Annotated in this window: 20 protein-coding genes; 1 reads left to right on the forward strand and 19 read right to left on the reverse strand. The window is 64.6% G+C overall.

All coding sequences use genetic code 11. The features are described from left to right. Positions 1 to 16: 16 nt before the first annotated feature. The 8 genes from metG to RT460_RS02565 form a co-directional block, all read right to left on the reverse strand. Positions 17 to 2,095: a methionine--tRNA ligase gene (gene metG, locus RT460_RS02530; RefSeq protein WP_313316961.1), complete on the reverse strand. Its 2,079-nt coding sequence runs from the start codon at positions 2,093 to 2,095 to the stop codon at positions 17 to 19. Between the two features lie 233 nt (positions 2,096 to 2,328). After that, positions 2,329 to 2,775 carry a DUF2147 domain-containing protein gene (locus RT460_RS02535; RefSeq protein ID WP_313316962.1) on the reverse strand — a complete coding sequence of 149 codons (447 nt, stop codon included), beginning with the start codon at positions 2,773 to 2,775 and terminating at the stop codon, positions 2,329 to 2,331. A gap of 492 nt (positions 2,776 to 3,267) precedes the next feature. Beyond that, entirely contained in the window at positions 3,268 to 6,846 is a 3,579-nt protein-coding gene (locus RT460_RS02540) for a M1 family aminopeptidase (RefSeq protein WP_313316963.1), read from the reverse strand. Between the two features lie 11 nt (positions 6,847 to 6,857). Further along, a complete protein-coding gene (locus RT460_RS02545; RefSeq protein WP_313316965.1) occupies positions 6,858 to 7,751 on the reverse strand; it encodes an ABC transporter ATP-binding protein in 894 nt (297 codons plus the stop codon). Positions 7,752 to 8,072: 321 nt separating this feature from the next. Beyond that, a complete protein-coding gene (locus RT460_RS02550; RefSeq protein WP_313316966.1) occupies positions 8,073 to 8,471 on the reverse strand; it encodes a VOC family protein in 399 nt (132 codons plus the stop codon). After that, positions 8,468 to 9,538 carry a serine hydrolase domain-containing protein gene (locus tag RT460_RS02555; protein ID WP_313316967.1) on the reverse strand — a complete coding sequence of 357 codons (1,071 nt, stop codon included), beginning with the start codon at positions 9,536 to 9,538 and terminating at the stop codon, positions 8,468 to 8,470. Before RT460_RS02555 ends, RT460_RS02550 begins: the two co-directional genes overlap by 4 nt. A 20-nt stretch (positions 9,539 to 9,558) precedes the next feature. Then, positions 9,559 to 11,469 (reverse strand): DUF885 family protein, encoded by a 1,911-nt coding sequence (locus RT460_RS02560; protein WP_313316968.1) that lies wholly within the window; start codon positions 11,467 to 11,469, stop codon positions 9,559 to 9,561. A gap of 238 nt (positions 11,470 to 11,707) precedes the next feature. Next, positions 11,708 to 12,385 (reverse strand): DUF502 domain-containing protein, encoded by a 678-nt coding sequence (locus RT460_RS02565; protein WP_313316969.1) that lies wholly within the window; start codon positions 12,383 to 12,385, stop codon positions 11,708 to 11,710. Positions 12,386 to 12,463: 78 nt separating this feature from the next. On the opposite strand from RT460_RS02565, the gene RT460_RS02570 reads away from it, so the two are divergent. After that, entirely contained in the window at positions 12,464 to 13,777 is a 1,314-nt protein-coding gene (locus RT460_RS02570) for a hypothetical protein (protein WP_313316971.1), read from the forward strand. A gap of 24 nt (positions 13,778 to 13,801) precedes the next feature. Here the strand turns inward: RT460_RS02570 and RT460_RS02575 are convergent, their stop codons facing one another. The 11 genes from RT460_RS02575 to RT460_RS02625 all read right to left on the reverse strand — a co-directional run bounded on the left by RT460_RS02575 (position 13,802) and on the right by RT460_RS02625 (position 26,237). Beyond that, on the reverse strand, positions 13,802 to 14,263 hold the full coding sequence (locus RT460_RS02575) for a DUF4442 domain-containing protein (RefSeq protein WP_313316973.1): 462 nt from the start codon (positions 14,261 to 14,263) through the stop codon (positions 13,802 to 13,804). Between the two features lie 60 nt (positions 14,264 to 14,323). Then, on the reverse strand, positions 14,324 to 15,967 hold the full coding sequence (locus RT460_RS02580) for a CHASE2 domain-containing protein (protein WP_313316974.1): 1,644 nt from the start codon (positions 15,965 to 15,967) through the stop codon (positions 14,324 to 14,326). Beyond that, positions 15,964 to 17,616 (reverse strand): FecR domain-containing protein, encoded by a 1,653-nt coding sequence (locus RT460_RS02585; protein ID WP_313316975.1) that lies wholly within the window; start codon positions 17,614 to 17,616, stop codon positions 15,964 to 15,966. The genes RT460_RS02580 and RT460_RS02585 overlap by 4 nt, the downstream gene beginning before the upstream one ends. 165 nt (positions 17,617 to 17,781) lie before the next feature. Continuing rightward, entirely contained in the window at positions 17,782 to 18,645 is an 864-nt protein-coding gene (gene trxA / locus RT460_RS02590) for a thioredoxin (RefSeq protein WP_313316977.1), read from the reverse strand. A gap of 118 nt (positions 18,646 to 18,763) precedes the next feature. Beyond that, positions 18,764 to 19,489 (reverse strand): DUF2968 domain-containing protein, encoded by a 726-nt coding sequence (locus RT460_RS02595; protein ID WP_313316978.1) that lies wholly within the window; start codon positions 19,487 to 19,489, stop codon positions 18,764 to 18,766. Between the two features lie 140 nt (positions 19,490 to 19,629). Beyond that, complete coding sequence (locus tag RT460_RS02600) at positions 19,630 to 21,747, reverse strand: TadG family pilus assembly protein (RefSeq protein WP_313316980.1); 2,118 nt, start codon at positions 21,745 to 21,747, stop codon at positions 19,630 to 19,632. 32 nt (positions 21,748 to 21,779) lie between these two features. Then, on the reverse strand, positions 21,780 to 22,181 hold the full coding sequence (locus tag RT460_RS02605) for a DUF3613 domain-containing protein (RefSeq protein WP_313316982.1): 402 nt from the start codon (positions 22,179 to 22,181) through the stop codon (positions 21,780 to 21,782). Then, the gene (locus RT460_RS02610; RefSeq protein WP_313316984.1) at positions 22,178 to 23,017 is read right to left on the reverse strand and encodes a tetratricopeptide repeat protein; all 840 of its coding nucleotides are present in this window, start codon (positions 23,015 to 23,017) and stop codon (positions 22,178 to 22,180) included. Before RT460_RS02610 ends, RT460_RS02605 begins: the two co-directional genes overlap by 4 nt. A 1-nt stretch (position 23,018) precedes the next feature. After that, positions 23,019 to 23,951 carry a type II secretion system F family protein gene (locus tag RT460_RS02615; protein ID WP_313316987.1) on the reverse strand — a complete coding sequence of 311 codons (933 nt, stop codon included), beginning with the start codon at positions 23,949 to 23,951 and terminating at the stop codon, positions 23,019 to 23,021. 25 nt (positions 23,952 to 23,976) lie between these two features. After that, on the reverse strand, positions 23,977 to 24,888 hold the full coding sequence (locus tag RT460_RS02620; RefSeq protein WP_313316989.1) for a type II secretion system F family protein: 912 nt from the start codon (positions 24,886 to 24,888) through the stop codon (positions 23,977 to 23,979). After that, on the reverse strand, positions 24,885 to 26,237 hold the full coding sequence (locus tag RT460_RS02625; protein ID WP_313316990.1) for a CpaF family protein: 1,353 nt from the start codon (positions 26,235 to 26,237) through the stop codon (positions 24,885 to 24,887). The genes RT460_RS02620 and RT460_RS02625 overlap by 4 nt, the downstream gene beginning before the upstream one ends.

The following is a 26,237-nucleotide window of genomic DNA, read 5'->3' on the forward strand; positions in this document are numbered from 1 at the left end:
TGGCGCGCCGCTGCCATCAACGTACCGGCATGCCCGGCTGTGCGCCGCTGTCGGCGTCCAGCAATGCCAGCGCGCCACCGTCGAAGCCGGCCGACAGGATCATGCCCTCGCTCAGGCCGAAGCGCATCTTGCGCGGGGCCAGGTTGGCGATGAATACCACGTTGCGGCCGACCAGCGTTTCCGGCTCGGCATAGCTGCCGCGAATGCCGGAGAAGATCTGCCGCTGGCCCAGGTCGCCGGCGTCCAGCAGGAAGCGCAGCAGCTTGTCCGAGCCTTCGACGAAGCCGCATTCCAGCACCTTGCCGATGCGCAGGTCGAGCTTGGCGAAATCATCGATGCCGATATAGGCGGAAGCTTCACCTTCGGCCTTGGCCTCGGCCTTCACTTCAACCTTTGCGGGCTTTTCAGCCTTGGCCGGCTTGGCGTCGGTGGCCGGCTGGGCGGAGAGGGTGTCCTTCGAGGCGTCGGTCATTGCGTCAATCATCTTCGGGTCGATACGGGTGAACAGCGCCACATAGGCGGCGATGGTGTGTGCGGTAAGCGGCTTGGTGATGTCGTCCCAGCCCTGCACCGGGGCATTGAGGAAGCCCTCAGCCTGCAGCGCGGTGGCCGGCAACACCGGCTTCAGTGCGGTGACCAGCACGCGGAACAGGTTCAGGCCTTGCGTGCAGACTGCCTGCAGTTCGGCGTCGGCGCCTTCCTGCTTGGCGATGACCCAGGGTTTGGTGTCGTCGATGTACTTGTTGGCTTCGTCGGCCAGCGCCATGGTCAGGCGGATGGCAGCGGCTGCATCGTTGCGCTCGTAGGCTTCGCGGATCGGTGCCAGTGCAGCGACAAAGCGCTCGTACTGGGCCGGGTCCGGCAGCTCGTCAGCCAGCTTGCCGTCGAAGCGCTTGGTGATGAAGCCGGCGCAGCGGCTGGCCAGGTTGACGAACTTGCCTACCAGGTCGGCATTCACGCGGGCGGTGAAGTCGCTCAGGTTGAGGTCGAGGTCATCGACGCCACCGGAAGACTTGGCGGCGAAGTAATAACGCAACGCTTCCGGTGCCAGGCCCGAATCCAGGTAGGTGCGGGCCATGATGAAGGTGCCGCGCGACTTGCTCATCTTGGCGCCGTCCACGGTCAGGTAGCCGTTGACGTGCAGTTTGGTCGGTGTGCGCAGGCCGCTGCCCTTCAGCACCGCCGGCCAGAACAGACCGTGGAAATTGACAATGTCCTTGCCGATGAAGTGGTGCAGCTCGGTGTTGCTGCCGGCGGCCAGCACGGCGTTGAAATCATCGCCGGTCTTGGCGCACAGGTTCTTGAAGCTGGACAGGTAGCCGATCGGCGCGTCCAGCCACACGTAGAAGTACTTGCCCGGCGCACCCGGGATTTCGAAACCGAAGTAGGGCGCATCACGCGAGATGTCCCACGCGCGCAGGCCGCCTTCGGCATCCAGCCATTCGGCCAGCTTGGCTTTCACACCGGGCAGGGCGACATCGCCGGCCAGCCACTCGCGCAGGAATTCCTGGAAGCGGCCGACTTCGAAGAAGTAGTGCTCCGAGTCACGCATTTCCGGGGTGGCCCCGGAGACCACCGAGTGCGGGTCGATCAGGTCGGTGGGGCCGTAGGTGGCGCCGCAGACCTCGCAGTTGTCGCCGTACTGATCGGGCGACTTGCACTTCGGGCAGGTGCCCTTGATGTAGCGGTCCGGCAGGAACATGCCCTTGGCCGGATCATAGAACTGCGCCACCGAGCGGCGGCTGATATGGCCAGCGGCATCAAGCTTGGCGTACAGCGCTTCGGTCAGCTCGCGGTTGCTTGCCGAGTTGGTCGAATCGTAGTGATCGAAATCCACGCCGAAGGCCGCGAAATCGCGCTCATGGCTGGCCTGGATGTTGGCGATGAAGGTTTCCGGGGTAACCCCGGCCTTCTCGGCGGCCAGCATGATCGGCGTGCCGTGGGTGTCGTCGGCGCAGACGTACCAGACCTTCTCGCCCATCATTCGCCGTGCGCGCACCCAGATGTCGGCTTGGATGTAGCCCACCAGGTGGCCAAGATGCAGCGGGCCGTTGGCGTAGGGCAGGGCGTTGGTGACTAGGGCGTTGCGGGTCATGGCCATCATTTGCAGCGGGGGAATGGCGGATTATCGCATGGCTGAAAAGCGACAGCCCCGGGGAGGCCGGGGCTGCTTGTTTCCTTCTCCCTGCGGGAGAAGGTGCCCCGTAGGGGCGGATGAGGGTGCGGGGCCAAGGCAGGCCATTGAACGGGTAGCGACTTCGTCGTCTTACCCTCACCCCAACCCCTCTCCCAGAGGGAGAGGGGCTTCAAGCAAAGGCTTCAAACGGCTTACTGGTCGCGCAGCCAGGTCTGGGTGCGGCAGATGAAGGCGATGCAGCCGGATACGTCCAGCTTGCGGCCGTTGTCGACCAGCTCGACCTTGGAGCTGTAGGTCTTGCCCTTGGCCGGGTCCAGGATGGTGCCGTTTGCCCATTCGTTGGTGCCGTCCGGGCGCAGGTTCCACAGGATGGTCATACCTTCGATCGGCTTGCCCTTGTTGGCGCCTTCACACTTGTTGCAGACCGGGTGCGGGCCCTGCTCGGATTGCAGTACCTGCAGCACCTTGCCGCTGAGGGTGCCGTTGGCGGCCTGGGTGATTTCCACGATGGACTTCACCCGGCCGGTCTCGTCGTCGATGGTGCGCCAGCGGCCGGCGGCACTGTCGCTGGCATTGGCGGAGAAGCCGGCGGCCAGCAGCGGCAGGGCCAGCAGCAGGGTCTTGAAAGTAGTACGCATGATTCCCCTCCCAGGGTGGGTTTGATCAGCCGCCGACGGCGCTGTTACGGGGCGAATGTAACCGCATTCGGTCCCGTACGGAATCCGCAGTGCAGCAGATTTGCAGCCGGGCATTCAGCCAGGTTCTGGCTGGGCCAAGTCGGTAGTCCGGGTGGGCACGGTGCATCCGGGACGACGGTGTAGTGCCGAGCCATGCTCGGCAGGGGGCTTTCCCGGTGATGCGCCAAAAGCTGCCCTCACCCCAACCCCTCTCCCGTGAACGGGAGAGGGGCCAAGAGCAAAAGCGGGTCTGTAGTGCCGAGCCATGCTCGGCAGGGGCTTTACCGGTAATACTCCAAAAGCTGCCCTCACCCCAACCCCCGCTCCGCGCCCCGGCCCTTGCGCCAGCGCAAGGTCGTTCGAGGAGCAGCGAACCATGGTTCGCAAGCTGCTCCTCTCACCCCGCAGGCGGGAGAGGGGCTTTGAGCAAAAGCGGGGCGCACACCGCGCCGCTTACTGCACGGTCACCCGCTTGCGGTTGTCCGCCGAGACCCGGTCGATCAGCTTGTTGTACGGGTCGAAACCGGCCTCGTCGGGCTTCTGGTCGACGGTGACGGTAATGCTGGGCGCAGCCGCGGTGATGTGGTGGCGCTGCAGGTACAGCACCTTCTCATCGCGCTCCTTGCCGGAAGCGCCCTTGGCGAACACGCCTACTTCGATCCAGTCATCCAGCGTGCCCTGCGTTTCCTTGCCAACGCCATCGGCATAGCGCTTGTCAGCATGCAATTGCAAGGTCACGTCATAGCGGCCATCGGCGCGCTTCTTGGCGTTGGCCTCGACCACGCGGTTGTCATAGAAGCTGATTTTCTCGAACAGGTCGGTGATCAATGCCTGCTGGTCGGGCTTGGCTTCGGCACGGATGAACTGCAGGAGCTCGGCAGAGGTCGTGTAGGGCGGTTGCTGGAACGCCTTGGCCTGGATGAAGCGGGACAGGGCACGGTTTAGGGCTTCCTCGCCCATTTCCTCGCGCAGGCGATAGAACACCACCGAGCCCTTGCGGTAATGGATGTATTGCTGGTTCTCCACCCGATACAGCGGCAGTTCCTCTACATCTTCGCCGCCGCGGCCCGACAGGTAGTTGTCCAGCTCGTCCTTCAGGAACTGGCGCATATGGCCGCGCCCATATTCCTTCTCCATCACCATCAGCGCCGAGTACTGCGACAGCGACTCGGACAGCACGGTCGCGCCCTGCACATTGGCGCCGATGACCTGGTGTGCCCACCATTGGTGCGCCACTTCGTGCGCGGTCACATAGAACACGTAGTCGACATCATCCTTGTCGCGCAGGTCGGCGATGAAGCCGATCGACTCCGAGTAAGGAATGGTGTTGGCAAAGCTCTGCGCGAACGATTGATAACCCGGGAACTCGATGATGCGTACCTGCTTGTGCTGATACGGGCTGAAGTTGGCTTCGTAATAGGCAAGGGACTTCTGTACGCCTTCAATCATCCGATCCACGTTGTAAGGATGCTTGGCGTCGTAATAGATCTCGATCGGGATGTCCTTGTACGCGGCCTTCTTCACCGTCCAGCGTGCCGACAGGTAGGCGTAGAAGTTCAGCATCGGCCGGTCCATGGCGTAGCTGAAGCAGCGGCGGCCGTCGCGTTCGAACTCCTTCTGCAGGTAGCCCGGGGCCAGTGCGATCTGGTCCGGCGCGGTGCAGATGGTGCTGCGGAAATCCAGCCAGTCGGCATCGTTGGAGATGTAGGTATTGGCACGCGCCGCCTCATCCTCCAGCTTGGGCATGCGCGTCGGCTCGCCCAGGTCACGCTTGCGGCGTTCGTTGCGGTCGCTTATCTCGGCACCGGTGTCGTAGCCGAAAGCCGGTAGCACGCGGCTGTTGAAGAAGCTGCCGTTGTCGACGATCTGGGTCTGTGCCTGGTCGGCGGTGATGCCGTTGGGATGGATGTCCACGGTGAAGCGGATATCACGTTCCTCGCCCGGCGCCATCGGCGTATCCAGATGATAGATGCGGTAGCCCAACTGCTCGTCGTGGGTGGTCAGCTTGGCGCCGCCCAGCTCGATGCTGGCCAAGGTCTTGTCGTCGCCCATCACGACATGGATGTCGGGGATGGCAGCCGAATGCGTATTGCGCACCCGGTAGACGCCATCGATGCGCACCGACTGGGTCTCCGGATGCAGGTCGACCCTGTTGTCGATGGCGACGATGCGCGGCTGCGGCAGATCCTTGTACTTGCGGTACTCGCGCTCGTAGCGGGCCTGGAGGTCCAGCATCTGGTCCGGCGAGATGAACTCGTTGCGGATATTGGTGCTCCAGTACAGCCAGCCGCCGCAGGCGATGAACGCCAGCGTGGCGGCGGCCAGCCCAGCACCCAATGGCCCGCGCAGGCGCTGTCTGGCCAGGCGCAGGCGCTGACGCCAGCCCGAATCCACACCGCGCACCCACAAGGCTGCACACAGCAACAACAAGGCCAACAGGAACAGCGCCCAGTAGCCCTGGAAGGCCAACTGCCCGCTCAGGAAATGGCCGTAGCCGTTCATGTCCGAATACGGCGCAATCGGCCAACTGCCGAAGTTGTACAGGTTCTGGGTGTAGTCCAGCATGCCCAGCACCGACTGCCCGATCAGCAACAGGATCAGCAGGGCATAGCCCATGAACTTGTTGTTGCTCAGCACCTGCAGCACCAGCGCCATGCCGCCCATCAGGATGTAGACCACCGAATCCAGTGCCAGCGTCTTGAAGTAGAGCAAGGGCTCGATCTGGGTATAACCCTTGCTCAGCTGGATGGCGATTGCGGTCAACCCACCCACGGCCTGGAAGGCGAATACGACCGCAACCAGGGTGAGGAACTTGCCCAGCAGCGGCACCCAGTTCGGCACCGGCATGGCATCGCTGATGCCGGCGATGCGCGCGCTGCGCTCACGCCAGACCAGTTCGCCGGCGTAGAACAAGACGATGATGATCAGCAGGAAGCTGAAACTGCCCTGCAGTGCTTCCAGCATCTGCGAGGTCACCGGCCAGCTGGGCGTGCCGTACATCGTGCGGCGGTGCAGGGCGCTGGGGATGAAGTTGGCCATGCCCAGCACCAGCAACACCAGGAACGGCGCACTGCGAAATACGCCGAGCGCGTCGAAACCCACCTGGCGCAGCAGCTGCCGCCAGCCGGTCGCGGCGGTGAAGTCCGGCGTGACCTTGGGGGCGACCACATTGCTGCGCTTGCCGTCGGTGGTGGCAACGCTGACGGCCTTCTTGCCGCGCTTGCGGCCGGTGCCGCTGCGTTCGGTGCGGAACAGGGCAAAGGTCGCCGTGAACAGCGCTGCGGTCACCGCCAGCCACAGCAGCCGGTTTTCCAGCAGATAGCCGGTGAAGGCGGGTAGGCCGGTGTTGCGTTCTTCGGCTGACCAGTAGCGCATGGCCTGGCCCATCGCACGCATGCCGAGCGGATCGAGCAGCGAGGAGATCCGCATATTGTCGATATCGGCCAGCAGGGCGCGGCTGACGCCGTACAGCACGAAGAACACGATGACGCCGATGTATACCCACAGGATGTTGCGGGTGGTCACCGCCAGCAGCGACAGCAAGGCGGTGGTGAACAGCACGTTCGGCACCACCATGAAGGCGAACGACCACAGGTAAGGTTTGAGCGATACCGGCCCGAGCCGAGCGGCATCGATCCATGGCATGAACTGGGCGATGAACAGCCCCACGGCGATGATGACGTACATCAGCAGGCTGGCCAGCAAGGCAGCGCCCAGCCGGCCCAGCAGGTAATCACGACGTTTGATCGGGCTGGAGAACACCAGCTCCGCGGTGCCGAGTTCAAAGTCACGCAGCAAGGCATTGCTGACGAACAGGGTGACCACCAGCAGACCGATCAGGGTGAAGGAGGTCATGAGGGTGGTGATTACCGACGGTGCATTGCGATGCACATTGCCGATGCCGCCACCGATCTGGATGGCGTCGCTGGCGCCGGCGCCGAACGCGATCAGCGCGAACAGTACGGCAAGCAGCCATAGCAAAGGAGAACGCAGCTGCTCACGCAGCTCGAAGCGCAGGAAGGCGAAGGTCATGGTCGTCTCCGTCAGGCGGCCTGCGCCTGCAGGCGCAGGCGCTGGAAGTAGACGTCCTCAAGACCGGGCGCCACCGGCTCAAAACCCGCTTCAGGGCAGCTGTCGGCAAACACATGGATCACCGGGTGACCGCCGACCAGACGCGTCGACAACACGGTGAAGCGGCTTTCGTAGTCCGGCAGCGCGGCCTTGGCCACCTGCTTGCGCCATACCTGCGCCTGCAGTGCGTTGATCGCCTCGGCTGGTCGTCCGGTCAGCAATACCTCGCCCTTGTTCATGATGGCCATGGTCGGGCACAGGTCGGTGACGTCCTCGACGATGTGGGTGGACAGGATCACCGCCACGTTCTCGCCGATCTCGGCCAGCAGGTTGAGAAAGCGATTGCGTTCTTCCGGATCCAGGCCGGCGGTGGGCTCATCGACGATCACCAATTGCGGGTTGCCGAGCAGCGCCTGGGCAATGCCGAAGCGCTGGCGCATGCCACCGGAATAGGTGCCGAGCTTGCGCTTGCGCGCGTCCCACAGGTTGACCTGTTGCAGCAGGCCCTCGACCACTTCCTTGCGCTGCTTGCGCGCGGTCAGGCCCTTGAGCACGGCGAAATGATCGAGCAGGTCCAGCGCGCTGACCTTGGGATAGACGCCGAAATCCTGCGGCAGGTAGCCGAGCTTGCGGCGCAGCGCGTCCTTGTCGCGCAGGATGTCGATGCTGGCGCCGTCGGCGGTAGTCAGCGTGGCGCTGCCTGCATCGGCTTCCTGCAGGGTGGCCAGGGTGCGCATCAGCGAGGACTTGCCGGCACCATTGGGACCAAGCAGGCCGAACATGCCGCGCGGAATGTCGAGATCGACGTTCTTCAGTGCATGTACGCCATTGGCGTAGGTTTTCGACAAACCACGGATCTGCAGCATGGGACCGGACCTCTCCTTGGATGATGACCGCAACAGTCGTTTACGGGCGGGCTTACGGCAATACGCCGGAAGTCATTAGGTCCAGGGACGGGGGTAGAGCCGGAATGTGACCTTCGCCCCCTCCTTTTGCGCAGCAAGGGGGGCGCTGGAGAGGGGGCCTTACGCTGTTGGCCGACAGGCTTCGCGGCTGACGCCGCTGCTACAAGCGGCGGAGAATGGCTTTTGCCCCCTCCCTTTTGCGCAGCAAAGGGGAGGGTTGGGGAGGGGTTGGCTTTGCCTTGCTGTTTAGCGGGTAACGCCTCTGCCGAGCATGGCTCAGCACTACGGTGCGGGCGTTTCGTACAGCTCCAGGGGCAGATCGTCGGGGTCGGCAAAGAAGGTGAAGCGGCGGCCGGTGAATTCGTCCACGCGGATCGGCTCGCAGGTCACGCCTTCGTGCTGCAGGTGGGCGACAACGTCGTCCAGCTGCGCAACCCGGAAGGCCAAATGGCGCAGGCCGCGGGCTTCTGGCCGACTGGGCCGGGGCGGCGGGTTGGGGAAGGAAAACAACTCCAGTTGGCTGCCATCGGCCAGGCGCAGATCCAGCTTCCAGGAGTCGCGCGCGCTGCGATGGTTTTCGGCAATGACTTCAAGTCCGAGTATGCGCACGTAGAAATCGCGCGAGCGCGCATAGTCCGATGCAATCACCGCCACATGATGGATGCCGCGCAGCAGGTTCATCGCGCGGCATCCAGCCAGCGGCGGGCAATATCGATGGCCAGCGCATAGGGTTCGGGCTCGTTGCGGTTGCTCAGCACGATGACCGTCAGTTTCTGCTTGGGGTAACGCACGATCACGTTGCGGAAGCCTATGCTCTCGCCGCTATGCCATAGGGCGTCGCCATTGATGCGCCAGCCAAAGCCATAGAACGGTACATCAGGCTCCTTGGTTGCGGTTGCCGGACTGAAGGCAAGCTGCAGCGAGCTGGTCTTCAACAGGCGCTGGTCATACAGCGCCGCATCCCACTTGGCCAGGTCATCAATCGACGAATAGATACCGCCATCGCCCAGCACTGCGCTGGTGGTGCTCTGGTCGGTACGCTGCCAGCGGCCGCCGACCTCGCTATAGCCATAGGCGCGATTGGGCACCTCATCCACGCCATCCTGGTGGGCGTAGGTATTGCGCATATCCAGCGGCAGGAAGATGCGCTGCCGCAGAAAGCTGGCAAAGTCGGTGCCCGAGGCTTTGCCAACGATCAGTGCGAGCAAGGCATAACCACCATTGCTGTAACGATAATCGCTGCCCGGTGCGAAATAGCTGCGGTCCTGCTTCTCCAGCAGGTGCAGCACGTCGATGTCATGCACCTGACGGCTGTCGGCCGGATCCATCAGGTCTTCGTAATCGATCAGGCCGCTGGTGTGGCTGAGCAGCTGGCGCAGGGTCATGGTGTCGGCGACGGCCGGCAGGCTGGGCAGCCACTTCTTCAACGGGTCGTCGATGCCCAGCTTGCCGTCCTCGGCCAGCAGCAGGATGGCGGCGGCGGTGAACTGCTTGCTGACCGAGGCCAGGCGGAAGTTGCTGGCCGGGGTGACCGGTGTGCCGTCTTCCAGCACTGCCAGCCCGTAGCTGCGGCGGAATGCGGGCTCGCCGTCCTTGAGCACCAGTACCGAGGCGCCGGGGACCTGGCCGTCATAGCGCTGCATCAGCGCATCCACGCCCGGGTCCGGGGGCGTCAGTGGCGCGGCGGCCGCCAGGCTGGAACACGCGAACAGGCACAGCAGGGCAAGTCGGGGTTTCCAGCGTCGCATGGCGGCTCCTTGGTGGCGGGTCAGGCTTTCTTGGCGGCGATCCAACGGTCGATCTTGGCTTCGAGAATGTCCAGCGGCATCGAGCCATCCTTGAGGATTTCGTGATGGAATTCGCGTGCATCAAAGCGGTCGCCGAGCTCGGCCTTGGCCTTGTCGCGCAGCAGGCGGATCTTGATTTCACCGACCCGGTAAGCCAGCGCCTGGCCGGGCAGGGCCATGAAGCGCTCCACTTCGGCAGCGGCGTCGCTGGCTGGAATGTCCGCGTTGCTGACCATGTAATCAATGGCTTGCTTGCGGGTCCAGCCGGCCGAATTCAGTCCGGTATCGGCTACCAGGCGTACGGTGCGCAGCAAGGTGGTCTGCAGGTAGCCCAACTGATCGTAAGGATCGTCGTACAGGCCGAGCTCCTGGCCCAGCGATTCGGCATACAGGCCCCAGCCCTCGACGAAGGCGACGTCGCCACCCAGGCGTCGGAAGCGCGGCAGCGCGGTCAGCTCCTGCTGTGCGCCCAATTGGTAGTGATGGCCGGGGATGGCCTCGTGCAGGTATTGCATCGTCACCGACCAACGCTTGCGCGATGGCAGGTCGCCGGTATTGACGTACAACACACCGGGTTGCTGGCCGTCGGCGCTGCCAGGCTGGTAACTGGCGGCACTGGTGGTGGCGGCGCGGTCCGGCTCCACCGCCTTGATCTCGAGCTTGGCCTTGGGTTGCTCATTGAACAAGGTGGGTACCACCGCATCCACGCGCCGGCCAACCTCGGCGTAGCGGGCAAGCAAGGCGCTGGGGTCGCGGTAGACGAACTGGCGATCATTGCGCATCGAGGTGAAGGCTTTCTGCATCGAACCACGGATCTTGGCGGCCTTCATCACCGCGGCAATGCGTGCCTGCAGATCCTTGACCTCCTGTTCGCCCAGCGCGTGGATTTCGGCGGGGGTGCGGCCTGGCGCGGTGCTGCTGACCACATTGTGCGTGTACCAGGCCTGGCCGTTGGGCAGCGCACTCATACCGTCGGTGGTGCGCGCGGCGGCCATGTATTCGGTAGCGATGAAACCGCGCAGCGAGCGATAGGCCGGAATGATCCGGTACTCGATCATGCGCTTGTACTCGGCGGTGAGCCGGGCTTTGTCCTCGGCGGAAAAATCAGCCGGCAGGGTGCGGATGGGGCCCCAGAACAAGGTCTCTTCGGCAGTGGGCTTGATCACCGCATCCAGCTGCGGCAGCACCTTTTCCATCAGCGAGCGCGGCTGCACAACCCCGGCGGCGATGCCCTCGCGCATGTTGGCGATGGCCTGGTCGAACAGGGCCGGTATGCCCAGTGAACGCTTGGACCAGTTTTCATAGTCCTTGACGGTGCGGAACGGCTGCGCACCCGCGCCTGAACCCAGCACGGCGATGATGCTGGACAGGTTGTAGTACTGGTTGATCGGCAGCAGCCAGGTCGGGTATTGCTCACCGGCCAGGGACACGCGCGCATCGCGCACGAAAATCTCGTAACTGAGCAGGTCCTGCCCCTGCAGGCCGGCCGGGCCCACGGCTTCAACCTTGCCCAGCCATTCGACCATGAAGTCGTGTGATTGCTGGCGAGAGGCCGCTGACAGGAAATTGGGCAGCTGATCGTTGTAACGGGCATCGCCCTGGAAGGTGGCCTGCAGCGGGTTTAGCCGCATCGAGGCATCCCAGTACTCGTCGTAGATGCGGTTGAGCTTGGCGGGATTGTCCTGCCGGATCGGCAGTGGCGCCGGTGTTGCTGCGGCGCGACGGGGCGCAGGGCCCGCCGCACTGCGGGCGCGGGCGCTGCTGCTGGCGCGACTTTGCGCGGATGCACCGCGCTGGCTCTTCTTCTTGGCGGCATCGGCCGGTGCCGCTGCAGACAGGGTCATGATCGAGGCAAGGGCCAGCGCCAACAGGCGCAACGAGCTGTAAGGCATCAGGTGTTCCGCAAATACATCAGCCGGGGAGCTTGCCCGATTACACGGTTTGCCGCTAGGCGCGGCGCTTGGTGAATACGCGGAAGGCCGGGCCCGGCCAAGGGGTGGTCAGCAGCGAGTTAGGCGATGGTGGCCCTGGGGCCGCTCCCGTTGGGTGCCAGCACACGAATCAAACGATCACCGGAAGGACACCGAAGCTCCAGCGGGGGTCTCCCCCCTGGAGCAGTGGTGGGCAAGCTCAGCGATCGCCCGCGCGGGTGAAAGGCACGGTATCCGGGGCGACGGCGCCGCCGGAGATGATGAAACTCATTGCCTGGTCCACGCTCCAATCGGTGGGGGTCAGCAGCTCCACCGGGACGATCTCCAGATAGCCCGAGGTCGGGTTCGGGGTAGTAGGCACGTAGACGGCGGCCAGCTCGCGGCCAGTGCCCTGTTCGCGGATCACCCGCGTCACCAGGCCGATGGACTTCATGTCCCGGTGCGGGAAGTCGATCAGTACCACGCGTTGGGTGCTGCCTGGCTTGGTCTGCAGGATGTCCAGCAGCTTCTTGGCGCTGTCGTAGATGATGCTGGCCAACGGGATGCGGCGGATCACCGCGCCGAACCAGCGCAGCAATTGCTGGCCGATCACCCGCCGGCTGAGGAAGCCGACCAGCACGATGACCAGCAAGGTGGCGAACAGGGCGATGATGTCCTGCATCCATTCGGCCTTGACCCATCCCAGGGAGTCGGGGAAGGACGCTGCAATGCGCTCGGACAGGGGCACCACCAGTGGGCTGCTGATGCCGGACAACAGCACGAATACGAACTTGACGACCACCCAGGTCAACCAGATCGGCAGCAGGGTCAGCAGGCCGGTGAGGAATAGACGTTGCAGGGAGGGGCGGGGGGCTGGGGCGACGGCTTCGGGCGACATGTGCTGATTGTAGCGGGATACGCGTGCCGGCTAAGCTGGATGCGTTCAGTGACGACGGATCGCCGAGGGAACGCTGTGTTGAATGGTTTGCAATGGATTGTGCGCGGTGCCCTGCTGCTGCTCGGTGCGGTGACATTGCTCTGGGCGGTGTCGCGGTGGATGCCGCTACCGGTGGCGCAGCAGCAAGCTTTGGCGTTGATGGACCAACCTGCGCACTTTGACGGTGACAACGCATTCGATGCGCTGTGGCTGTTGGATTTCGATGATGTCCCCGATGCTGCAAGAAGCGGGCTGATTGCCGAGGATGGCCGGCGCATCGCCGAGATTGCCAACACCCCCTTGGGCAGCGCGGAGGATGACTCCACGGTAATGGCCCCCGTTCTGCGCTCGGCACTGGGGCGCTACCCGCAAGTGGCTTCGATGGACGTGGTGTGCAATTGGAGCGAAGGCGATTGCCTGGAGAGGGTACGTCAGGCACCTGCAGCGCTGGAGACGGCTTTGCAGTCGCAACAGGCCTTGCTGGCACGCATTGCGGCGCTGTCCGCTTACGACCATTACCAGAGCCCATTCGTCGCCGATGGCCGGGCGCCGTTGCCGGCCTTGGGCCTATTGCAACGCTCGACGACGGCGCATGCGTTGGCTCACGTCCAAGGCAATAGCGCGTCTGCCCTGGCGGGTATATGCAACGACACCCGCACCGCCAGGATGCTGATGTCACGCAGCGATGCCCTGGTAACCACGGTGTTTGGCGCGGCAATGGTGCGCGGCAACGTGCTTTTGCTGGCGGAGATACTGGCTGAGTTGCCTGTTGACCAACCTTTGCCTACTGCCTGCGAGGGCGTGTTCACCACGCCTGCGCCGGAGCAGTTGAGCATGTGCACGGCGATGCGCGGTGAGTTCCGCATGGTCAGCAGGGCGGGACCGGATGCGGGGCAGCCGATGAGCTTCCTGCTCTGGGACGCGCACAAGACCAAGGCGTGGAGCGCACAACGCCTGCAAGGCGCCTGTTTGGCTGAATCCGAGCGCGCGCTGGCCAACGACCAGGCGCTGGCGTGGCAGGTATCGCCGCAGCCCTTGTTGCGGCTGGAATGCGTGGCCAATGCCATGGGCTGCGTGATCAGCGAGATCGCCGGCCCGTCCTATGTGGGCTATACGTGGCGGCTGCAGAACGCCGGTGCCAGTCTGCGCGTGGCCGAGGCCTTGCTGTGGCTGCGCGCGCATCCCCAGTCCAGCGCGGACGAGGGTCTGGCGGCAATGCCGCCAGCCCTGCGTGGCCAGGCGCGGCCGCTGCGGGTGGACGCGCAGGGGAGACAACTGCAGGTCGCGTTGTATGGCAAGCCAGGCACCGACGACTGGTTCAGCGTGCCACTGCCTGCAAGCCGGTTGCCTTGATTGCCTGCGCCTGCCAGGCGTAGCTCAGCCCGGATTGCGTGCGTCGGGTTTCAGTCGCACATACACCTGCTTGCGCACCCGTGCGACCACCTCGCCACTGCCATCGACCACGTCGTTCTGGAACCAATGCAGGTACTTGTCACCATTGGCGGTGGCTGCGCGGACCTCGGCCAGTGTGGCGTCGTCGAGCCTGAACTCGGTCGACACCACGCCGCGGCCCGGCTTGAGGAAATCGATGGTGCCGGCCTTGTCCCAGACGAAATAGCGGCTGCCCATGTTCTGCAACAGGCACAGCATCCAGAACGGATCGGTCATGGCAAACAGGCTGCCGCCGAAATGGGTGCGTACATAGTTGACGTTCCAGGGCCGCTGCCTCAACTCCACCCGCACATAACGGTAGTCGGCACTGATGTCGGTGACGTGGATACCGCTGAACAGGAACGGTGGCCACAGGTTGATGCCAAAGCGGAACAGGCTGGCTTTCATTGCGTTGACGGGCGTGTGGAGGAGGGCGCCGAGTCTAGCATTCGCATGCGTATGGAGGAGTCAGCGCGGCCAGGGTGGGGCAATGCGGTAGCCGTCGCGGCCGGCCTCCTTGGCTTGGTACAGGGCACCGTCGGCGGCTTCGAACAGGCGCGCGGCGCTGTCGTCGGCGCCTGGCAGGGCACTGCAAAGACCAATGGTGACACTGGTGCGGGTGTGCTGGCCTTTGCCTTTTCCGGTGGCAATGTGCAGCTGGCGCACGTGCCTGATCAGGGTTTCCGCCAACTGCTCGGCTCCCGCAGGCGGGGTGTCCGGGAGAATCAAGGCAAACTCATCGCCACCGAAGCGCGCTGCAAGGTCGCGCGGACGACGGGCAACGTCATCGATGGTGCGGCCAAGTTGCTGCAACAGGCGGTCGCCAACCTGGTGGCCAAAACTGTCGTTGCACTCCTTGAAGTGATCCACGTCGATCAGCATCAGGGTCAGCGGCTTGCCGCTGCGGCGCGCCGCATCGTTTTCGCGGCGCAGGGTTTCCTCAAAGCGCATGCGATTGGCCAGCCCGGTCAGCGTGTCGCGGTTGGCCTGTCCACGCCAGTAGCGCATCTGCCATAGCGTCCAGCCCAGCAGCATGACTGCGAAGCAGGCAATGGCCGCCACCGGTGCGAACCACAGGTGGGCACCGCGCAGCAAGGCATAGCTCAGCAGCACCGGAGTGGGGATCGCCAACGCGGCAAACAGCCAGCGCAAGCGGATGCTGGAAGATATGCCGAGCGCACCCAACACCACCAGCACCGCGCACAGCGTGGTCTGCAGCCAAGCAGGCAGGGGTACGACGGCGGCGTCGGCCAGCAGCATCGCGGCGACGTTGGCCTGGTATTCGCTGCCACTCATCCAGACGTCCTTGGACGTGGGTGTGAGTAGACGCGGGGCAAGCCCGCTGGCGGTCATCCCGACGATAAGCAGGCGTCCGTGCAATAGCTCGGCTGGGACGCGTCCTGCCAGCACGTCGATGTACGACATCTGCGGGAAAGTGCCGGGTGGGCCGGCGTAGCGCAGCCGCACGTAGTTGTCCCGATGCCATTGGTAGGGCGAGCGACTGCGCGTTGTCGGTGCCACCAGCCCGGGCAAAGGCTCGGCAACGCCTGACAACGCCGCACCCAAGGACAGCCAGTTCGGGTCGGCCAAACCTGCTTTCAGGTACTGGCCGCGGACCACACCGTCGGCATCCACCTCGATGTCGGTATGTGCAAGACCTGCGGCGACATCGGCGATGGCCGGGATCGGCAGCAGTTCCTCGGGCACGGATGCATCGCTCGCCGCTGCCGCAAGTACCGGCAGGATCACCCGGCCATTCTGTTGTACGGCCTCCGCCAGTGCCTGGTCCTGGCGGGCGTCCTTGCGATCGGCTTCGGTGAACATCAGGTCCAGTGCCACGCGTTCGACGCCTGCCTTGTGCAGTTCGTCGAGCAGGTGTGCATGGACGCTGCGGGGCCAGGGCCATTGGCCCAGTTGCTGCAGGCTGCGGTCGTCGATGGCGACGATGGCCAGTCGTGGGTCAGGTGGATAGTCCCAGTCGCCTGCCAGCAGGTCGTAGACGGCTTCATCCTGTTGCCAGAACAGGCGAGTGTGGCTGACCACGCCGGCCAGCATGCCGAAGACAAGCGCGAACAGCAGCCGGCGACGCCAGCTCAGGCGCAGCGGCCTCATAGCACCAGCAACAACAGGGCGCCGGCACCGGCGCCATAGCACAGGCGGCAGCGCAGCTGGATCTGCTGGGCCGGCGAGAACGGGCTGGCATAGCCGTCATCAGCAATGCCTTGAATGCGGATGTACAACCTGCCGCCGCGCCAAGGCTGCTTGAAGGTGAGCTCAGGGCTGTCCACCAGACTGTCTACCAACGGGTTGGAGAAGTCCTGTGCGCGCGCGACCTGCACGCGATACCGCGGGCTGCTGTCGTCGGTTTGCCAGCGCAGGGTGAGCATGCCCTTGCCGGGCTGCAGCTGTTGCAGAGCCGGGTCGCTCGGGTCATCACTTCGCTGCAGTTGCAGGGCTTGTCCATAGGGCCCTGGCTGGCCGCTTGCATCCAGCGATGCAACCCGCCAGAAGTACGCGCCGGGCGCCAGTTCGGTTGGCGCGCGCCAGCGGGTGGCGGTGGTGTGTTGTTCGATCACGGGGTGCAGGAACCCGGCGTCGGTGGCCACCTGCAGCACGCTCCCGCTGGCGCCGATGACCTTGGCCCACTCGAAGCGGGGCTGGGGCTGCAGGACGATCTGGCCATGCCGCGGGGCGAGGGTAACCGGCGCAGGCAAGCCATCGGGCACCGAGAAATCACGTTCCGCATCCAGGCCTTCGGCGCCGTCAGCGGCGATTGCGCGCACCAACAGCCGAAGTTCGCCGGCAGGCAATTGGTCCACCCGCAGCTCGGTGGCGCTGGTTTCCTGGGCGAACAGCAGTACCTCCGGTGCGCCCGACTGCACCACCTCGACCCGGTAGCCGACAGCGCCTGCGACGGGCTCCCAGGCGGCCTGCAATGGCAGCGGCTGCAGTTGCAGGCGTTCTTCGCGAAGGCGTGGTGCCGGCATCAGCGCTTGCAGGGCGGGGGGAGACTGGCCGTTGGTCGGCCCCAGGCTGGCATAGCCGGGCCCCACCAACTGCCGGCTGCCGGACGCGTCAACCTGCACCTTGCCTTCCATGACCTCGGTGGCGGCCACCTCGCCCTGGACACCGGCGCTGACCCGGAACAGCGTGCCGCGCACGCTGCTGGTCGCGGTGGGGGCGGTGATGATGTAACGCGAGGCCGGGCCGCGCGCCGGGGTGACCCGGCTGCTGCTGCGGCCGCGTTGCAGGCGTAGTCGCGTGTCAACCATGCCGGTGGCGCCATAGCTGCTGAGCTGGTCCAGCTGCAACTGCGAGTTCTCCCGCAGCTGCAGGCGCGAATCGTCGGCAAAGCGAAGCGTGACACTGGCGTCGGCACCGGTCTGCACGGTGCTGCCGATAGGCAGCAGCATGTCCTTCTGCAGCGGCCGGCTGCCGCTCGCATCGCTGAGCTGCACCGGGCCACGCACGGCCAGCACCCGCGCCGGCGCCGGAGATACCCGCAACCAGGCAATCGGGAAGCGCAGCTGCCTGCCGGGTGGCAGGCGATACGGGTCATCAACGTGGTTGTGCGCCTGCAGGCGCTGCCAGGCGACATCGGCTTTCAGATAGCGCGCACCCAGGTCCCACAGGTTGTCGCCCGGGCGGACGCGGTAATTCCAGTCCTGCGCCTGCGCTGCGATGGGCGTGAACAACAGCAGGGCGGCAAGCAGCCACGGCCGCGTACCGGGGTTAACAAGACGGTGAAGACTGAACGTCACTGGCGCAGGGATCCTTGGTGAAAGGGACCATGACGCCGGCTTCCAGGCCGCTGCATCTCCATCCCCCGGGCGGCGCAACTGGCGTCGCGCCGCGCCCGCCGGTAACCGACGGGCTTCACATTTTCATCCAGAACGGATGGCGCCAGACTGAATGGGGCGCAGGTCTCAGAACAGCAGCGAGGACATCCGGCGCCGATAGCGGCCGACCAGGTCTTCATCCTCGATGACGCGGAAGGCGTCGATCAAGGCCTTCTTCGGCAGGCTGTCACGGAAGCTGCGGTCGATGCGCAGCATCTCGATGAATTGTTCCAGCGCGGCCTCGTCATTGCCGCCGAGCAACTGGTGGATGCCGAACTGGTAACGGGCCTCCAGGTCGTTGCCGTCAGCCTGGATGCGGCTTGCCAGTGCGTCCGCGGTGGGGGCGCCCTGCAGGGCGTTGCCGAAATCCAGGCGGGCGCGGGCACGGATGGCGCGGTCATCGGTGGCCAGGTTGGCGGGCAGGGCATCCAGCAGCGGGCCGGCTTCGACGGTGGCACCGGTCTTGATCAGGGCCAGGGCCAGGTCCAGCTTCAGCTCGGCCTTGTCCGGGTCGGCGGCGATGGCCTCGCGCAGGGCCGCGATTTCGGCCAGCGGGTCGATCGGCAGGGCTTCGGGTGGCGCGGCTTCGGTGGCTGCTGCCTCCAGCGGGACCACACCATGTTGGGTAAGGAACTCACGCAGTTGACCCTCCGGCATCGCGCCGGGAAAGCCATCGACAATCTGCCCGTCCTTGATCAGGAAGACGGTGGGCACAGAACGGATCTGGAAGGCGGCAGCAATCTGCTGCTCCTTGTCCACGTCGACCTTGGCCAGTTCGAAAGCGCCGTTGTAGTCACCGGCCAGCTTTTCCAGGATAGGGCCCAGGGTCTTGCAGGGGCCGCACCAGGTGGCCCAGAAATCGACCAGCACCGGCGTCTGCAGGGATTTCTGCAGGACCTCGGCTTCGAAGGTTTCGGTGGTGGCCTCGAATACGTGGGGAAGATCGCTCATGGCTGGCTACGTTGCGGACAGGAATACCCTTTATGGCGACGCCACTGCCGCTTCTCAACCGCCAAAACACACAGCCCGCCATGCGGCGGGCCGGGTGCGGTCTGGCGAGCTGTAGTGCTCAGGGCTGCTGGGCCGGAACATCCTGGGGCTGCGCAGGCACCGCATGTACGGCCGCAGGTGCCACCGTCGGTGTCGCCGGCAACGACAGCTCAGGGTTGACCTGTTGGGCCTGCAAGGCCTTGATCTGCTGGTTCAAGGCTTCGAGCTGGGTATTGGTGGCGCGCAGGTCCGAGCTCAGCGCGACGGCCTGTTGCTTGCGTTCCTGCAGCGCGGTGCTGACCTGCAGCGACTGCTGGCGCTGCTGCTCCACTTCCTGCTGCAGGCCGCGCAGGCGGCGTTCGTTCATGGCGACGAGCTTTTCGCTGTAAGCCTTGCCTGCCTGCAGCCGCACCGTGTCCAGGTATACCTGGGCCAGTTGCTTGGTCTGCTCGGCGAAGGTCAGGTACAGCGTTTCGGCGTTGTCCACCGACTCGGTGCGGATCACCCGCCAGAACTCCTTCTCGTGGAACAGCGCCACGTAGTAGTTCAGCGAGTCGGCATGGAACAGCAGGCTGGCGCCGTAATTGCCGTTGTAGGTGGTGCGCAGCTCGGTCAGCTCATGGGCGTTCATCAACCGCTGCAACTCGGCGACGGTATTGCCTACGGTGGTGTCTTCGCTGTTGGCAGGGGCAGCAGGCGGCTCGGCTTCGCCGCGTTGCCAGCGCCCGGCCATGGCCTGCGGCGCGGCCAGCAGGCCGGTGACAACCAGCACGGCCCAGCACAGCCGGGTTGAAAGCGTCTGCATACGTCTCATGGTCCTCGTAATTCCCCCGAATTGCGATGGCCGTCGCATTATATGAATGCGCACGGATCGGCAGCGAGCATAGCACGCGTGTTGCGTTGTACAGCGGTGTCCTGGAGGCTTTGGAGCGCTGGTCATGGCCTTTATTCCACCAACTGGCTGCGGCCGCACTGGATCGACTGCATGTGCACGTCGGTGCGCCCCAATTGCAGCCCCAATACCTCCGACAACAGCGAGGACAACAACTGGCCGATGCCGTTCAACAGCGGCCGCAAGGTGTTGTCCACTATCGGCTTGAGCAACATGCACAGCACGCTGGAGCAGCTGCCGGTGCCGGTGACCGGGTTGTAGCTGCCGGTGCCGCTCAAGCCGCCGGGTTTGGTCTGCAGGTATTTGGCCAACGAGTTCTCCACGCAGGCGTTGTAGGCCAGCAGGCCGGTGAGCAGGCCCTTGCAGGAGGTGATGCCGAGCACGTCGAGAAGACCGCCGATCAGGCTGGGGTCGCTGACATTGGTTTCGTACAGGAAACCGTCCCAGACGTTGCCTTGCACCTTCTTGGGTGTGCAGCCCAGCAACCAGTTCTGGCAGGAGGGAATTTCCGTGGTCCAACTCCCGATGGCGGGCAGGTTGGCGGTGGGTTTGCCGTCGCGCAAGGCATTGACCACCGCCTCGGGTTGGTAAAAGCCGTTTACCTTGGTGGCTTCCAGGTACTGCGCGGCAAGGTCCTTGGCCGCGTCGCTGCTGTTGCCCTGTGGGGTGAACAGCGATTGCACGGTGCCGAGCAGGGTGTCCACCAACTTGGACACAAGCTCGCCGATGCGCAGCTCGTTGGGCTTCACCGTGCCGATCTGCCCTTCGCTCAAGGTCAGCTGATCGCGGGATGACAATGCATCCAGCGCGATGCGCTTGGTCAGCACGTTACGGCCCAGCAGGGTGACAAGCTGCTCGTCGGCCAAGCCGGTGCGGCACAGGTCGCGGGTCGAATCCCAGGGCGTGCTGGCCTTGCCGATGCAGACGTTGGCCACGGCGCTGGTGACGTCAACGGTGGCGGTCTTGGGTTGGGCGCTGCAGTTGATCGCGGTGAGTTGGCCAAAGCCATCGACCACATCGATATAGGTGGGCAGCTTGATGCGTGTGCCAAGCCAGCCCAGCAGGGTCCCCAATGCCGGTATGCGCTGCGAGTCGATATCAAGGAACAGCCGCACCTGGCTGTTGTAGGCGGTGGTACCGACCGGGCCGATCGCGATCGAGGCCGGCTCGACGATGCTGGCCTTGGCTTGCAACAGCCCCAGCACATCAAGTTTGGGCACGGCCACTGCATGTTTGGAGTTGGCGATGGAAATGCTGGTGCCCACCAGTTCCAATGCGTTGACATCCACATCAAGCGCGCCACCCGCCGCTTCACTGCCGCCGACAATCTGTGCGAACAGTCCCGCGCTGGTGGCGGTGGAGCCCAGCTGCACCATCACGTCGTCCAAGCCGACCCTGGCCAGTTCGTTCTGCAACAGGCCAAGGCTCAGGCCCAGTACCTCCTGCTTGCTGCCCAGATCGGCCATCACATCAAGCAGTTTGGCCACCGAGACCTGTTGGGCGGCCAGCAGGTTGTTGAGTTCGCCGGCGCTGATGTCGGCGGCGATCGGTATGCCCAATGCTTGCAGCAACCCGCGCGGGGTGATCTTGACCTGGGCCAGGCCCTGGTAGCTGGCCACCTGGGTCTGATTCAAATCGATCCCCACCAGCCGCAGCAAGCCCTGCAACGGCGCATTGTTGTTGATGTTGAGCAGCCGCGATCCGACGCTGAAAGCCGCCTGCGGTGCGGTACGGCGCGCCACGGCCGTGGCGCTGATGCGCGGCATGTCGCCGATCTGGCCAAGGAAGGGCAGCGATTGCCGGGATGCGGTGACCTGCACGGCATTCAAGGGACGGCTGCTGCCGACGCTGACAAAGCGGGCGCCGCTGGGGAGCTCGGCGCCCCAGTAGCCGCAGTTGATCGCCAACAGGCCTTGGAAACCGTTGTCGGTGGTCGCGTTGCTGCGCGCGGCCAGGTTGTCCTTGTAGTCAGTGGTGCACTGTTCGAGCCGCTGCGCGCCAGCAAGTGCGGCCAGGTCGGCGGTTTTCTGCACGTCGCGCTTGCTCCAGTACAGGTAGCCAACCTCCACCAGGCCCAGCACCACCACCAAGCCCAACAACACCAGCATCATGGTTACCGCCGCGCTGCCGCGTTGCCGATGCGCGGTGGCTGCGCGGGGTGGGTTTGTCACTGCAACATCGGCAGGACACGTCATTGCGCACCTCAGCGGCTGCTGCCGCCTTGCTTGGGGTCAGGGAGGGCTGCTTCGAAAAACTCGGGAATGGGGTGCTCGAAGCTATTCAAGTAGCGTTGGTAGCTGCGGCTGGCGGCTTCACCGAGCATCGGCAGGGCTGCGCCGGCCTGGCTGCCCTGTGCCTGCAGGCGCAGAAGGGCGCGGGTGGTATCGCCGATCTGGGCCGGTTGGCTGTCGCCTGCTGTGCTCGCGCCGGCATCGATGTAACGCCCTTCTTGTGTGGACGAGGTATCGCTGGGCGCGGTGGGCTGCGCAGGGGGTGTGCTGCCATCGGCCATGCGCTCGATCAGCGGAACATGTTGGGCATGGCTGTTGCCTGCCAGGGCCAGCAGGCCGATCAACAGCAACGGGGCTCTCAGCGGCTTGCTCATTGCACGATCTCCTGCGGCTTGGCGATGGTGGGGGTGAAACGGTCGAGCATCGATCCCGGCGGGATCGGGCGCGTGGTGGAGCGGTTGTCGTCGTCCTGCCGCGTTGCCAATGCATCCGCACGCGCCGTGGTCGCGGCGGAGGTCGTGCTGCTGGTGGGCGAGGTAGGACGCTGCAACGCGCGCGACAGACGATAGATTTCCTGGCGGGTTGCCTGCGGCAGACCAGCGCGCTGGATCATCGCGTCGGCCGTGGATGCTTGGCCGGACATCAGTGCCCATAACGCGAGATTGGAAATGGCCCGGGCATTGTCCGGAGCCAGTTCGGCAGCCTTGGCCAACGGCGCGCGCGCCTGCGGCAGCTGCCCGGCCTGTAGCAGCGCAAAACCAAGGTCGCCGAGATAGGTGGTGTTGAGCGGATCGGCGGTGACGGCGTTGCGCAACGCCTGCTGCGCCGTATCGGTGTCATTGGCGGTGACGGCGACGAGGCCAAGGCCGTGCCACGCAGGCGCCGCCTGCGGCCCTTTCAGCAGGCTGCGGTATACATTCGCGGCCGCGGTGCCATCGCCGGTCTCGCGCAGCGCGTGCGCCAACAGGATGCGCAGCTCAGGGCTGTCACCGAAGCGTTGGCGGAAGGCATCGATATGCGCCAGCGAGGCAAAATACGCGCCCTGCGCCTGCATCTGGCGCAACAGGTCCAGGTACATGCCGCGGTCATTCTGCGGGGCCTCGGCCAAGGCCGGCTCCACCGGGGGCTGCTTGTAGGCAACGTGCTTGCCACAGCCCGCCAGCAGCAGGGCTGCCAGCGGCAACAAGAGGAGAACGTGCTTCAGGTGCATGTCACATCCCCTTCAATGCGCTTGCCAGGGAAATGATCGCTGGCCCGGCCAGGACCAGCATCAGGGCCGGCAGCAGCGTCAGCATCATCACCACGGTCATCTTGACCGAGAGCTTCCCGACCTTTTCTTTCATCTTCATCCTTCGTTGCTCGCGCAGGCGCATGCCGAATTGCTTCAGCGGTTCCTGCACTGCGCCGCCGTGCTGGTGCACCTGCAGGATCATCTGCATCAGACTGCGCAGGTCGTCGTTGTCGAATGCGTCCGACAGCCGCCGCAGTGACTGTGCACGGCTGCGACCACGGCTGTAGCCGCTATTGGCCAGTTGCAGTTCCTTGCCGAGTACCGGCACTGCGATGTGCAGTTTTTCACCGATCATCTGCAGGCTCTGGTCGATGCTGAAGCCGACGCCCTGCAGCAGGCGCAGCAGGTCGATCAGCAAGGGAAGTTCGTCGTCCACTTTCTTGCGCAGCCGGCCTGCCCAGCTGCGCAGCACCAGCTTGGGTAGCAGGACGCCAAGTGCAAAGCCCACCAGCAGGACGAGGAAGAACTTGCTGCCTTGCGGGTTCAGCAGCAGGACGCCCAGCAGCGGCAACACCAGGGCAAGCAGTAGACGCAGCGCCAGGAATGCTGCCGTGCCACTGCTGTGGTTCCAGCCCACTTGTTCAAGCAGCAACTTGTCTTCGGGTGCAAGCAGGGCTTTCTGGACGCGGCTGCCTTCGAAGTGTTGGCCGATGGCGCTCAGGTCGGCCAGGCGCCGTTGCCACCAGCCACCGCTGGGGGCCGCTTCCGCAGCGGGGCGGTAGTTGGCATCCAGGGCGCTCTGCAGCGCTGTGCTGGCCTGCTGGTTGCGGCGGCCGTAATACAGCAGCCCGCCCGCGGCCAGGAACAGGGCCAGCATGACCAGCAACATCGCGATGACGAGCAGGGGATTCATGGCCGGCTCCGATAGGGCTGGGCTTTCATAGCGATTTGGCCAGGCGGTACAGCAGGAAGCCGCCACCCAGTTCCATCAGGGCAGCGACCAGCAGGATCTTCTTGCCGAGCGGATCATGGAACATTGGCTGGAAGAAATCAGGGCTGCCCAAGGCCATGATCAGCCCGGCGACGATGGGCAACAGTCCCAGTACCCAGGCGGACATGCGGGTTTCCGAGGTGGTTGCCTGCAGTTCGCGCTGCACTTCTTCCAGATCGCGCATGAAATCGCTCATGCGTTGCAGGATCTGGTCGCTGCGACCGCCGATACGGATGCTGGTACCAAGGATCACGGCAAGCATTTCCAAAGGACGCAGGCGATAGGACTGCGCGGCGTGTTGCAGTGCGCGGTCCAGGTCCATGCCGGCCCGGGTATAGGTGAGCGCGTTGTCGAGAATGGGGCGCAGCGGCGGATCAACGTTCTGGGTTGCGCTCTGGAATGCCATGGAAAGACTGTTGCCGATGCCCGCCATCCGCACCATGTTTTCGAGAAAGTCGGGCATCTGCGACACCAGACGTTGCTGGATCTTCTCCATGCGCCGGTACAGCCACAGGCCGATGCCGAGCACATACAGCGCAAAGACGAACAGCCCGAAGACGGCCACGCCAAGCCGCATTGCGGCGGCGATTGCCAGCACGATTCCTGGCACTAGCAACAGCACCACGCTGCGCACGGTTGGGCTCAACCCGGCCCGTCGCAGCAGATCCTGCCAGCGCTTGCTGGGCGGTCGCTGGTTGCGCGCATCGTCAGTGGGGGTCCTGGCTGCGGGCTGGGCCAGGCGGCTGGCGGCATGCTCGGCCGCGGCGCGCTGCTGCACGCGCGTTGCCAAGCCCCACCACAGCGCCATTGCTGCGGCGACCAGCAACAAGGCGGAGCTGCCCAACAGCAAGGGCGTCATGCAAACCCTCCCAGGTTGGCCTCGCGCAGCTCCTGGCGGAACGGTTCGAGCTTGTAGCAATGCGGATGGAAGCCCAGGCCCACCCAGCGGTCGCGTTCACGGCTGTCCTGGTCGACCCAGGTCTCGTGCTTGAACAATTCCTGGCTGGTGATGATGTTGTCGCTGACGCCGGTAATCTCGGTGATCGACAGGATCACGCGGCGACCGCTGCCCAAGCGCGATATCTGCACGATGAAGTCGATGGCGCTGGCGATCTGCCGACGCAGGCTGTCCTCGCTGCCCTGGAAACCGGCAAAGCCGGCAAGCATCTCCAATCGATAGAGGCAGTCGCGGGCGTTGTTGGCGTGGACGGTGGCCATTGAGCCGTCATGGCCGGTATTCATGGCCTGCAGCATTTCAAGCACTTCGGCGCCACGTACCTCGCCCACCACGATGCGGTCCGGGCGCATGCGCAGGCTGTTGCGCACCAGGTCGCGGATACTCACGGCACCGGCGCCGTCGAAGCCTCCCATGCGGCTTTCCAGGCGGACCACGTGCGGATGGTTCAGCGCCAGCTCTGCGGTGTCTTCAACCGTGATGACGCGTTCGTTGTGCGGGATGAAGGTCGCCAGTGCGTTGAGCAGCGAGGTCTTGCCCGAGCTGGTGCCGCCGGAGATGAGGATGTTGCAGCGGCCACGCACCATGGCATTGAGCAGTGCGTACATCGGCTTGTCGAACGCGCCGCGTCCCAGCAGTTCATCGGGAGTGAATGGGTCCTTGCGGAATTTGCGGATGGACACCATCGGCCCATCCACGGCCAACGGCGAGATGATGGCATTGAGCCGCCCGCCGTTCGGCAGACGCGCATCGACCATCGGATTGGAGTCGTCCAGACGCCGCCCCAGCGGGGCGATGATCCGGCGCAGGATGCGCAGCAGATGACGATCATCGCTGAAGCGTTGTGTGGCCCGGCGCAGGATGCCGCCGCTGGAAATGTGTACGTCCTTGTAGCCATTGATCAGGATGTCTTCGATATCCGGATCGTGCAGCAGGTCGTCCAGCGGACCGAATCCAGTCAGCTCTTTCTGCAGGGCCGTTGCGACGGCATCCATTTCCTGCGCGTTGACCGGTATCTTCCACTCCTTGACGAAGGCTGCGGTCTGCGTCTGCACGTACTTGCCGATGGTTTCAGGCGACCAGGCATCGATGTCGACGCGCTGGTCCTCGATATGGTTGAGCAGGTACTCGTGGGCGGCGGTAAGCACGCTCTGGAATTGCTCGGTCTGCTCGAACGCCAAGCCGGGAGGTGGATCCTGCGCCAATGCAGCAGTCGCCAAGCGGGGGGAGAGGGGAGTGACTTTGTCTTCCAT

It is taken from the genome of Stenotrophomonas sp., assembly GCF_032061965.1.
Taxonomy (GTDB): domain Bacteria; phylum Pseudomonadota; class Gammaproteobacteria; order Xanthomonadales; family Xanthomonadaceae; genus Stenotrophomonas.

Coding starts and splice junctions, on each gene's coding strand:
- metG (WP_313316961.1), bottom strand. CDS start 2,095: ATGACCCGCAACGCCCTAGTCACCAACGCCCTGCCCTACGCCAACGGC.
- RT460_RS02535 (WP_313316962.1), bottom strand. CDS start 2,775: ATGCGTACTACTTTCAAGACCCTGCTGCTGGCCCTGCCGCTGCTGGCC.
- RT460_RS02540 (WP_313316963.1), bottom strand. CDS start 6,846: ATGACCTTCGCCTTCCTGCGCTTCGAGCTGCGTGAGCAGCTGCGTTCT.
- RT460_RS02545 (WP_313316965.1), bottom strand. CDS start 7,751: ATGCTGCAGATCCGTGGTTTGTCGAAAACCTACGCCAATGGCGTACAT.
- RT460_RS02550 (WP_313316966.1), bottom strand. CDS start 8,471: ATGAACCTGCTGCGCGGCATCCATCATGTGGCGGTGATTGCATCGGAC.
- RT460_RS02555 (WP_313316967.1), bottom strand. CDS start 9,538: ATGCGACGCTGGAAACCCCGACTTGCCCTGCTGTGCCTGTTCGCGTGT.
- RT460_RS02560 (WP_313316968.1), bottom strand. CDS start 11,469: ATGCCTTACAGCTCGTTGCGCCTGTTGGCGCTGGCCCTTGCCTCGATC.
- RT460_RS02565 (WP_313316969.1), bottom strand. CDS start 12,385: ATGTCGCCCGAAGCCGTCGCCCCAGCCCCCCGCCCCTCCCTGCAACGT.
- RT460_RS02575 (WP_313316973.1), bottom strand. CDS start 14,263: ATGAAAGCCAGCCTGTTCCGCTTTGGCATCAACCTGTGGCCACCGTTC.
- RT460_RS02580 (WP_313316974.1), bottom strand. CDS start 15,967: ATGAGGCCGCTGCGCCTGAGCTGGCGTCGCCGGCTGCTGTTCGCGCTT.
- trxA (WP_313316977.1), bottom strand. CDS start 18,645: ATGAGCGATCTTCCCCACGTATTCGAGGCCACCACCGAAACCTTCGAA.
- RT460_RS02595 (WP_313316978.1), bottom strand. CDS start 19,489: ATGCAGACGCTTTCAACCCGGCTGTGCTGGGCCGTGCTGGTTGTCACC.
- RT460_RS02605 (WP_313316982.1), bottom strand. CDS start 22,181: ATGAGCAAGCCGCTGAGAGCCCCGTTGCTGTTGATCGGCCTGCTGGCC.
- RT460_RS02610 (WP_313316984.1), bottom strand. CDS start 23,017: ATGCACCTGAAGCACGTTCTCCTCTTGTTGCCGCTGGCAGCCCTGCTG.
- RT460_RS02615 (WP_313316987.1), bottom strand. CDS start 23,951: ATGAATCCCCTGCTCGTCATCGCGATGTTGCTGGTCATGCTGGCCCTG.
- RT460_RS02620 (WP_313316989.1), bottom strand. CDS start 24,888: ATGACGCCCTTGCTGTTGGGCAGCTCCGCCTTGTTGCTGGTCGCCGCA.
- RT460_RS02625 (WP_313316990.1), bottom strand. CDS start 26,237: ATGGAAGACAAAGTCACTCCCCTCTCCCCCCGCTTGGCGACTGCTGCA.